This is a genomic window from Alcanivorax sp. MD8A (assembly GCF_002888555.1).
Classification (GTDB): domain Bacteria; phylum Pseudomonadota; class Gammaproteobacteria; order Pseudomonadales; family Alcanivoracaceae; genus Alcanivorax.
Genome location: NZ_AQOQ01000057.1, coordinates 1 through 9947, shown reverse-complemented (window position 1 = coordinate 9947; position 9947 = coordinate 1). Strand labels below are relative to the sequence as shown.

The 9947-nt window shown below is 57.3% G+C and carries 7 protein-coding genes; 1 reads left to right on the top strand and 6 read right to left on the bottom strand.

Annotation, left to right across the window (positions count from 1 at the left end):
- Window positions 1-46 precede the first annotated feature (46 nt).
- Window positions 47-964 (bottom strand): DUF808 domain-containing protein, encoded by a 918-nt coding sequence (locus A15D_RS16665; protein WP_022983681.1) that lies wholly within the window; start codon window positions 962-964, stop codon window positions 47-49.
- A 139-nt stretch (window positions 965-1103) separates the two neighbouring features.
- Here A15D_RS16665 and A15D_RS16660 point away from each other — a divergent pair, with 139 nt between their 5' ends.
- Window positions 1104-1796 (top strand): 4'-phosphopantetheinyl transferase, encoded by a 693-nt coding sequence (locus A15D_RS16660; protein WP_022983682.1) that lies wholly within the window; start codon window positions 1104-1106, stop codon window positions 1794-1796.
- A 134-nt stretch (window positions 1797-1930) separates the two neighbouring features.
- Here the strand turns inward: A15D_RS16660 and fhuF are convergent, their stop codons facing one another.
- The 5 genes from fhuF to A15D_RS16635 all read right to left on the bottom strand — a co-directional run.
- Window positions 1931-2653, bottom strand: coding sequence for a siderophore-iron reductase FhuF (gene fhuF, locus A15D_RS16655; protein ID WP_022983683.1), 723 nt, complete (start codon window positions 2651-2653; stop codon window positions 1931-1933).
- Window positions 2653-3945, bottom strand: a complete 1293-nt coding sequence (locus A15D_RS16650) for a lysine N(6)-hydroxylase/L-ornithine N(5)-oxygenase family protein (RefSeq protein WP_031225681.1) — start codon at window positions 3943-3945, stop codon at window positions 2653-2655. The genes fhuF and A15D_RS16650 overlap by 1 nt, the downstream gene beginning before the upstream one ends.
- A gap of 158 nt (window positions 3946-4103) precedes the next feature.
- Window positions 4104-5126 (bottom strand): GNAT family N-acetyltransferase, encoded by a 1023-nt coding sequence (locus A15D_RS16645; protein WP_233192284.1) that lies wholly within the window; start codon window positions 5124-5126, stop codon window positions 4104-4106.
- Entirely contained in the window at window positions 5080-7389 is a 2310-nt protein-coding gene (locus tag A15D_RS16640; RefSeq protein ID WP_233192283.1) for a TonB-dependent siderophore receptor, read from the bottom strand. Before A15D_RS16640 ends, A15D_RS16645 begins: the two co-directional genes overlap by 47 nt.
- A gap of 77 nt (window positions 7390-7466) precedes the next feature.
- On the bottom strand, window positions 7467-9947 hold a 2481-nt coding region (locus tag A15D_RS16635), incomplete at its 5' end, for a condensation domain-containing protein (protein ID WP_233192282.1).

The following is a 9947-nucleotide window of genomic DNA, read 5'->3' as shown; positions in this document are numbered from 1 at the left end:
ACGCAAGGAGTTATTCAGAGGCTCCTTAAGTCGTGATACGCGGGGCCTATCGCGCCCCGCGTAACCGACCGATGGCAGTCACAACAGCCAACACCATCGCCCCGGCAATCACACCGCCCACCAGATTCACCAGCAACGGCACCGCAAATGCCACGGCGCCAGCCATTTCCTGAAGGTGATGCAGCCAGTCATGGGAACCGGGAATACCGTGAACCAGAATACCGCCACCCACCAGGAACATGGCCAGGGTGCCCACCACCGACAGGGTTTTCATCAGCCAGGGCGCCAGGGCCAGAATGCCTTTACCCAGTGCGATGCGCGCATTCGCCGCGGATGCCTGGGGATCCGTTTTGGCAAGATAGAGGCCGGCATCATCCAGCTTCACAATGCCCGCGACCAAACCATAGACGCCGATGGTCATCAGCACCGCGATGGTACAAATCGCGGCGACCTGAACACCAAAGGTGGCAGACTGGACCGCCCCCAATGAAATCACGATGATTTCTGCCGAGAGAATAAAATCGGTGCGGATAGCCCCCTTGATCTTGTTCTTCTCGAAGGCCACCAGATCCACCGACGCATCGGCCACCGCCTTCAGTTTTTCGGCGTGTTCGCCCTCATCGTTGCCATGGAAAAACTTGTGGGCCAGTTTTTCACAACCCTCGTAACACAGAAACGCGCCGCCCAGCATCAACAGCGGCGTGATCAACCAGGGAATAAAGGCACTGATCAGCAACGCCGCCGGCACCAGGATCAGCTTGTTCAACGCCGAGCCCTTGAACACGGCCCACACCACCGGCAGCTCCCGGTCGGCTTTTACCCCGGACACCTGCTCGGCGTTCAAGGCAAGATCATCCCCCAGCACACCAGCGGTTTTCTTGGCTGCCACCTTGGTCATGACAGAGACGTCATCCAGCAGCGTTGCAATATCATCGATCAGTGCCAGCAGGCTGGTTCCGGCCATGGTGTTCTCCTCTGGGTCTGGCGTGCGGCAGGGCAAAAGGTAACAGAATATCTGCGCCGGCAAGTGTACCCTTTGGCGTTAACGGACGCACAGGCGCGGCTTTGTTATAGTCGCCCTTCATGCAAGGAAACGTGTCGTCATGACGAACCCTCAACGCCCGGCCTGCCTAAGCCAACCTCACCAGGAAGAACTGGCAAACGGACTGCTTCGCGTCAGTTGCCGCTATCAGCCTGAGCGTTTGCTTGATGACAGCTTCCTGTTGGCAGGCATTCCGTTACCGGTGACCCTGCGAACCGCTGTCGCCAAGCGCAAGGCCGAGTATCTAGCCGGGCGATGGTGCGCCCGCGAGGGGTTACAGGGCCTGGGCGCCACCGGAATCCCCGGCGTCAATGAAGACCGCTCGCCCCGCTGGCCCAAGGGCAGGATCGGCAGCATCACCCATAGTCATGGCATCGCCGAGGTGCTGGTGGCAGATGCTGAGCGCTGGCTTACCGTGGGGCTCGATACCGAACAGTGGGTCGTCCCGGAACGGGCAGCCCGACTGGAAAAAGAGTTGTTCACCGACTACGAGCGCCAGCAACTGAACCGTATGACGCCGCTACAGCGGGCAAACCGGCTAACGCTGATTTTTTCCGCCAAGGAAAGTCTGTTCAAGGCCCTGTACCCCCTGACCGGGAAACGCTTTTACTTCCACGATGCGGAACGACGCAAGCCAGACCGGTTGACGCTATTGCGCACGCTCAATGCAGACTGGCCAAAAGGCACGGAAATTCCGTTCCGCTGGCGCGAACGTCAACATGGGGTGCTGAGCTGGATTGCCCTTCCCCGATAAGCCCATTCCGATATAACCCGGTGCAGCATCGCTTGCAGGCAAGCTCCCACAGGGGCAAGTCTCCTGCAGGCCATCACACTCTGTGGGAGCGGTGGTTCCACCGCGATTAAAGCGACGGGCAAGGCCATCGCGGCTCAGCTGTGACAGAGCCGAGGGCAGTCTTCACACAACTCGGTGTCGGGCAACAGATAACGTATGCAGCAGAGCTTTCGAACCGACAGCGGCTCACCATCGTCGCGCCGAAACCGCTCCACATAGGCCTGGTAAAGCGGATTGCGGGTGCCATCGGCATAGGCTTTCGCCTCCAGCAGACTCTTGCCCGGCGCCCACATCGGTTCCGGTAATCCAAAGCGTGACAGTTCCTGTACGAACCAGCGAAGGTAGCGCGAGGCATTGCTCCACAGCACTTTTCCCGACAAACCATATCGCTGTTGCCAGCCATCGATCATGAAGGCCAGGTTGTCCTGTAGCAGGGACGCGAAGCGGTCCAGGCCGTGCAAAGGCGGCGCTAGCGGGCCGCCCTCATCGGCGAAGACGAATACCGCTGGCAATCCGGTCGGATCCATCTCCACGCGCATGGCATGGGGATCCAACGGCAGGTCGCGTTGCAGAATCAGATTGGCGGCCAATACCGGCGGCACCAAATACAGAAAGTAGTACTTGCTCCAGATCGACAGCACCGCGCGGGGATCTTCCTGGGCGAAGTTACTGCGAAACGCCTGTAACTGGACGTCCAGCACCGCCGGGTCCAGCAGTGCCGTCAATGGCAGGGCAGGGTCATCCGGTTGCGCCAGCCGCAGCCGTTCACCGTAGTGAGCAAAGCCCCCCTGGAACAGGGGGGCCAGTGCCGGGATCATCAGCTGGCGCAGGCCGCCGCCAGCGGGCGACTGTGACGCTGAATCAGGGCATCCACCACTTCCTGGGAACGCACTGCCAGTACTGACAGCAAGGTATCGCTCAGGCCGTGAGTTTCCTCGCAGCACCCTTGCAGGAAGATATTGGCGCGGCAGCCTTTCGCCATGGGCAGACGATAGCAACGCTCCACCCCTTGCTCCGACATCCAGTCGGCCATGGGCGCCAGCAACTGTTCATGGCCATTACGGTTGTAGCCGGTGGCCAGCACCACCCCGTCGTAGACTTCGGTCTGTTCCAGACCGGTGTCTTTGTCGCGCAGGGTCAGCAATACCCGGGTGCCGTCATTCTGCACACCGACAATGTCGCGGTTGGACAGGAACCGGTGCTGTACCTTGCCGGTGACTTTTTGCAGGTACAGTCGCTCATAGATCTGTTCGATTTCCGCAAGATCCACCACCGCATAGTTGGTCTGGCTGAACTTTTTCAGAAAATCACGACGCTCTTCTTCCGGGCGCGCATAGATGGTGTCGGTGAAGGCGGGATCAAAGATCTCGTTCACAAAAGCGCTGTCATCCGCCGGGTGGAGCGCACGGCTGCGGGTGATCATGTCCATCTTTCCATCCGGATACTGGTTCATCAGATCCAGATAGATTTCTGCGGCACTCTGCCCGGCACCGATAACCGCAATACGCGGCGTTTCATGGCGACCGAAACGCTCGTATTCATGTTTATAGCGGGAGGAATGCACCATGTTGTCGCCCATCTTGCCGGCAAACACGGCGGGCACATTCGGGTATCCCCCAATCCCGATGACCAGATTACGGGTAAAAATTTCTTTCTCTGAACCGTCGGCGTTGCGGGAGCGAATACGCACCCACTCCACTTCGCCACCCTGCTCCACTGGTTCGATGGCAATCACTTCCTCACCGTATTGCACTCGCTCGCTGAACTGCTCCGCCGACCAACGCATATAGTCGTTGTATTCCACACGGGTCGGGAAAAAGGTACCCATGTTGATAAAGGAATCCAGACGGTGGTTGTCGTGCAGGTAATTCACGAAGGTGAAACGGCTGGCCGGGTTGCGCAGGGTCGCCAGATCTTTCAGAAAAGAGACCTGCATCCGGGTGCCATCCAGCAGCATCCCGCCGTGCCATTCAAAACGCGGTTGTTTTTCGAGGAAACAATAACGCAGCCCTTTCAGGTCCGACTGTTCTTCCAGTGCAATGGCAATAGCCAGATTTGCAGGGCCAAAGCCAATGCCGACGACATCATATTCCTGGGAATGAACGTTCATGGGGGTGTCCTCAATGTGGCGGAGACCCATCCCGGTCTCCGGGTTATCCATACACCGACCGTCCGCACCCTGCGGACAGGTCAGCCACTTGCTGCCGGGTAGTGGTGGGCAGCGCGCCATGGCAGTCCGGTATAAGAGTCCCTACCGAACCGTGATTTTCAGCTCAGCTCGCAACGCTCAAAAAACGCATCACGTTGCAGCACCATCAGGGCTGCGCGCTTGTGCGGAAAATCAAACTCCTTTGGCTTGGCAAAACGCCTGGCTTGAAGGTGTTGAATCATCCTGTCGTTGTCCGCACGCGGCTCGGACACGATCCGCGTGGTGCGACAATCATCGAGAAACAGATAATGGCAAAGGGCATTGAGCCACGCCTTTACCTTGTGCGGCCCACGGTGGTGCTCTTCGCCCACCAGCATATGGATGCCGCGGTCAAAATCCTGTGCGTCGTAGTACGGCGCAATACGGTCCTCTTTCGCCCAGTACGCTTCAAAGTAGGCGAAGGGATCATCATCAATACAGCCAATCAGGTTGAGCACGCGCGGATCCCTTGCCTGGCTTTCCAGGTAGGCGCGATGCGCTTCCAGTGTGCCGCTCTGTTCCCAGAAAGCTGCGACCCGCTGGCTGTTCTGCCAGCGCATGAAGCGCTCCAGGTCTTCTTCAATATCCAGCACTCGCAGTGACACCCACGCTTGAATACCGGTATCGAAACGGCGATACACTTCGCCACTCGGCTTGGCCGGGCGACGGGGGTGACGGCGACCACTGTCGTCCATCACCATGCGGACCGGGTACGGAAACGCCGCTGCCTTGGGCAGCCAGTCGCCGGTCAACTGCCAGAGCATGTCTCGCTCCAGCACAGCAGAATCATTGTCGCGCTGCACCATGAAACCGGGATGACCATCACCAGAAAATTCCAGCGCCGTCACCGCGGGCCGCGAGACAAAAAAAGCCCAAGCGGCCCGGCACAGTTGTGCCGGGTCGTCCGTGGATTGCAGAACGCGAGCTGTCGTATCGTCCAGCTCCACGGTCAACAGATCCTGATCATTGCTCTGACACCGCCACTGCGGTGTCAATTCCTGATCGAACACATCCAGCTGCTGCCCGGTGGGCAGCAGCATGGCGGTGTGGCGGGCATTACCAGGCATAAGAGATACTGCCAATGACGTTGCGACGATCGCCATACCAACACCAATAGTTACAAGTAGAAACATACTCCTTGTCTTCCAGGTTTTTGGCGGCAACCTGGAATTTGAAGTTATCCCACTGGTAGCTGACCGTGGCATCCCAGATTGTGTATGACGGCACCTTGAAACTGTGCTGCTCAAGATCATTACCATAGGTTGAGCCCACATAGCGGACACCTGAACCAATGGAAAGACCGTTCATAACTCCACCGATGAAGCTGTATTTGCCCCAGATTGAACCCAAGCGTTTTGACACCTGATTTGGCTGGTTACCAATAACGGTCTCTCCGCGAGCATCTTCGGTGATTTCGGGGTCCAGGAAGGTCATATTGGCAACGAAGCTGAGACTCGGAGTCACATTCGCCACTGCCTCAAACTCTACCCCTTCACTTTCGACTTCACCGATTTGCTGAAACGATGCTGTTCCTGCAGTGCCAAAGGTCAGGTTTTCCTGGGTAATTTTGAACGCCGCGGCATTAAAGTAACCGTCAAACCCTTCAGGCTGCACCTTCAAACCAACTTCGACTTGATCACCACGTTCCGGCTTGGCGGGCTCGTTATTGGCATCCAGCTGAATAATGGGCTGGAAGAATTGGGAGTAGTTGGTATAGGCAGTAACGCCATTATCGAAGATCCATGCCAGCCCGGCATTGGCAGTCCACTCATCACCATCTACATCTTGCTTAGCCCCAGTCGCCTTGTTTTCGAATTTGGTATCAACCTTGTCGTGGCGGGCTCCTAGCATCAAAACCAAGTGGTCCTGAATTTTTACCTGATCCTGCAGATAGAAGCCCAGCTGATAGCTGTCCGTAGTACGGCGCTGAAGATCACTTTCCGATAGTGGCTGCAGAGTTCCATCCAGCAGAACGATATCGCTTGCATTGGCGTATTCAGGGTTATAGACGTTCAATGTATTAGGGGCATAAATACCCGGAAACAATTCTTCCCCTACAATCGGATCAGCCGCATAGTCCTTCCCGTCTATCTTCAACATTTGATAATCGATACCTGCCAGCAAGGTATGCTCCATGCCGTTCAGATCCCATTTGAAGATAAAGCGGTTGTCGGCATTCAGGCTATCTGCATGCCCATCTTCTGTAGAGATATAGCGTACGACCTCCGTTCGATTCGAGGGCATACCAAAATCATCGGAATATGCCAGCGCATACATTTGACGCAGATCGATATCAATACGGCCATAACGCACGTTCTGCTGAAACGACGCCCCGTCATTAAAATCGTGATTCAGTTCGTAGCCAAGAGTGTATTGCGTTCTGTCAAAGCGCTCATAATCCGGGTTGCCAATGGCAACATCGTCACCAATGTATCCATTTCCGGTAGTGCTGGGATTCAGAGTGCCTTCCGCCAAATGGAACTGCAGGTAGGGATCGGAATTATCTTCCTGATAACTGGCCAACAATGTCAGTTCAGTGTTGTCCCCTACGTTCAACTTCAGCGAAGGCGCGAAAAGAACGCGATCCTGCTCGACATCGTCCACTTGCGTGCCGCTCTGCCTGCCTAACGCCAATAGCCTGAAGGCATGACCATCGCCAACAATACCACCGAGATCAGCCGACACCTGCTTTCGATCCCAGCTTCCGTACTCAACTTCAACAGAGCCAAAGCTATAATCCTGAGGACGTTTGCTGATCACGTTGATCACCCCGCCCGGAGGAGTCTGCCCATAAAGGACGGATGCCGGACCGCGAAGAATTTCAACCCGCTCCAGTTGGAAGGGGTCGATCTGCCAGCTGTAAAACCCTTCTGAATAGGTTCGGGTTCCATCTCGATACAGGCCTTTGTTCGCCTGTTTGAAACCCCGGACAATAAACCAGTCTTGCTTGTTATCTTCGCCGTAAAAACCGGCCTGAATACCGGGCGTATAGCGCAAGGCATCGCTGATGCTGACGGCTGCCCTGTCATTCATCTGCTCGCGAGTTACGATAGAAACGGAGCGTGGAGTCTCGCTTACAGGGCTATCTGTCTTGGTACCCGTCCGGCTGCGCTGACCGACATAACCAAAGTCATCACGACCATACACGTCCTCAGACTGCTCAGCGTTGACTTCAATGGTTTCCAACTGTTCTTCGTTGGTGGCCTCTTCCGCCCAGACCGGTGAAGCTGCCAATGCAGCCGCAATAGCCAATGCCAACGGATGACGACAGACCCCAATCCCCTGAGCCAGTCTGCTCCCTGTCCGATTCCCCATCGTTTTTCTCCTGACGATCGTAACAAACACATTAATAGGAATGATTCGCATGCGCGATTATACAGATTACATTCCTTACAACCAGTCTCCCCGGTGCAATTCCTGCCGGGTTTTCCTGTCAATTTGTATCAGTTCACACTCGACAAACGTTCCTCGAACCACCGAACCATTTCCGGTTCACGCACAATGCCAACATGATCGGTCATCAAGACCTCGCTTTGTGCCAACATCACGCGTTGCTCGATGCCATTTTTCAGCATCTCGGCCCTGCCTGGTGGCTGTGCGGCCCACCAGGCATGGCAGGGCGTTTTAAGGCTGGGCAATTGATAACCCCAACAGAGATCACGCAGGTGTTGCTCCACAGCCCATGAATGCAAAAGTTGGCGCGCACTGTCTGCCACCATGGCATCCACGGGTTGCTGCGATAGCCATGTTGAAAATTGTTGCGGCCACTGAGGGGGCTGGTGATTTCGCAACAGGACAATGCACTCATCCAATGCCGCAGCACTTACCCCCGGCAACAGCAAACCCAGATGCTCTCGCAGAGTTGCCTGCGCCTGCGGTGACGACCACTGATCTTCCGCCACTTCGGTGCCAGGAACATAGCTATCCAGCAGCCCTACAAATGCCACGGTCTCGCCATCACGTTCCAGTCGGCTGGCCAGCTCCATGGTCAGGGCGCCGCCCAGCGACCAGCCCAGCAGGTAGTAAGGCCCGCGTGGTTGCGATTGCTTCAGGGTGCGGTAATAGCGCTCTGCCATTTCTTCCAGCGACGGGTCAAACCAGCCTTCCTCAAGAAAACTGCGCGACTGTATGCCGCGCACCTGCCACTGCCCTTCCAGGGCTGCCGCAATAGTCTGATAGCCGGTGACCCGGCCGGTCACCGGGTGCGGACACCACAACACCGGTATGTCTGTGGCCGTGTTCTGTAAAGAGTTCTGTGAAGAGTCCTGCGACCAATTCTGTGAAGAATTCAGCGCCGTCACCAGTGCCGGGTCGGCCTGGCTGTCCCGTGGCGCATCGGCCAGCGCCAGCAGTGCCAACAGTTCCTGGCGATAGCGGCCGCACCAATGCTGAATGGTGCCAGCGTCATAACGGCTGCTGGCAAATTCCCACACCAGCTCCAGCTGCCCAGCCATTACCTGGCCATTAATGGCCAGCGGCGCCGCCATAGGGTTGTCATCGGCCTGGGCATTACCGCCACCGTTGAGCGGCGTGAAACCCTGAATCAACGCATCATCGTGATACTGGCCCAGATAATTGAACGTCAACGGCGCATCGGCACTGTCGTTGAGCGGGCTATCGGCCATAAACCGCAGGGCGCCATAACCGACGCCAGCATCCGCTTCGGTGCCTTTGAGTTGTTCGGTAACCGCAAACAGGTTCTGGCGGGGATCCGCCGCCCACGGCAACGACACCGGGAACAGGCTGGTAAACCAGCCCAGGGTACGGCTGAGATCCAGCCCGGGGGCAAGCCGGGTTTCGCGACCGTGGCCTTCCAGATTGATAACAAGATTGCTCGCAACCTGCGGAGCTCGAGTCGCAAGCGCGGCGCCTTGATGCTCTTTCTGGTCGCCTTCCTGATCGCCTTTCTGATCATCAGCCTGGAGCGTTCTCACCAGCGCCGTCAGCAGCAATGCCGGCACAGACGCCCCCAGCTTGGTCGGCGCCTCCTGAAGCAAACGACGGGTCGCCGATTCATCCAGTGATACTGCAACGCTGCGTTTTTCGCCATACACCGGCAGCGGTACATGGCCCGGCTCCGGCTGCTGTTGCTGCCAGAACGGCAAACGCTGGGTGCCGTTTTCCTGCAGCCATTGCTGCAGGGCCTGATGCCAGTCCGACACGGTATGTGTGCGTTGCGGCAAAACAATCTCTTGTCCTCCGCCTTCATCTCCGTCTTCATTACTCTGCGCCTGCGAGTACGCCGCCAGCAGGTCTTCCAACAGTACTCGCCAGGACACACCGTCCACGGCCAGGTGATGGATCACCAGCAAAAGCCGGTCTTGCTGCTGGGGGGTTGTCACATAAAGCGCACGCAGCAAGGGGCCATGTTCGATATCCAGACTTTCCTGGGCTTGCTGGCACAGTGCGGCCACGGCGTCCTCATCTGCTGCCTCGCGCCACCACAACACATCGTCACTCACCGCTTCTGGCGAGAGGCAATGTTGCGACCAGACACCATCGCGGCAACGGTAACGCATGCGCAGCGCATCATGCTGACGGCACAATGCCGACAACGTTTCGGCCAGGGCGTGCTGCGACATGGGTTGCGCCAACGCCAGCCACAGGTGCTGATTCCAGTGATGGGGGCTGGGCGGGTTGAGCGAAAAGAAATGCTGCTGGATCGGCAGCAGCGGCACCTCGCCGGTCAACGGCTGTTGGGAAATCGCCAGCGCCTGGGCACTGAGCGCAACCCGGGCCAGGTCCTTGAGCAACGGCTGCTCAAACACCTCTTTGGGCGTTAGCGCCAACCCTTGCTGGCGTGCCCGGCTGACCACCTGCAAGGCCAGAATGGAATCCCCGCCAAGAGCAAAGAAGTGGTCGTCACGGCTGACGAACGACAGCCCCATCAAGGCCTGCCAGATGGTCGCCAGAATTTTTTCGTT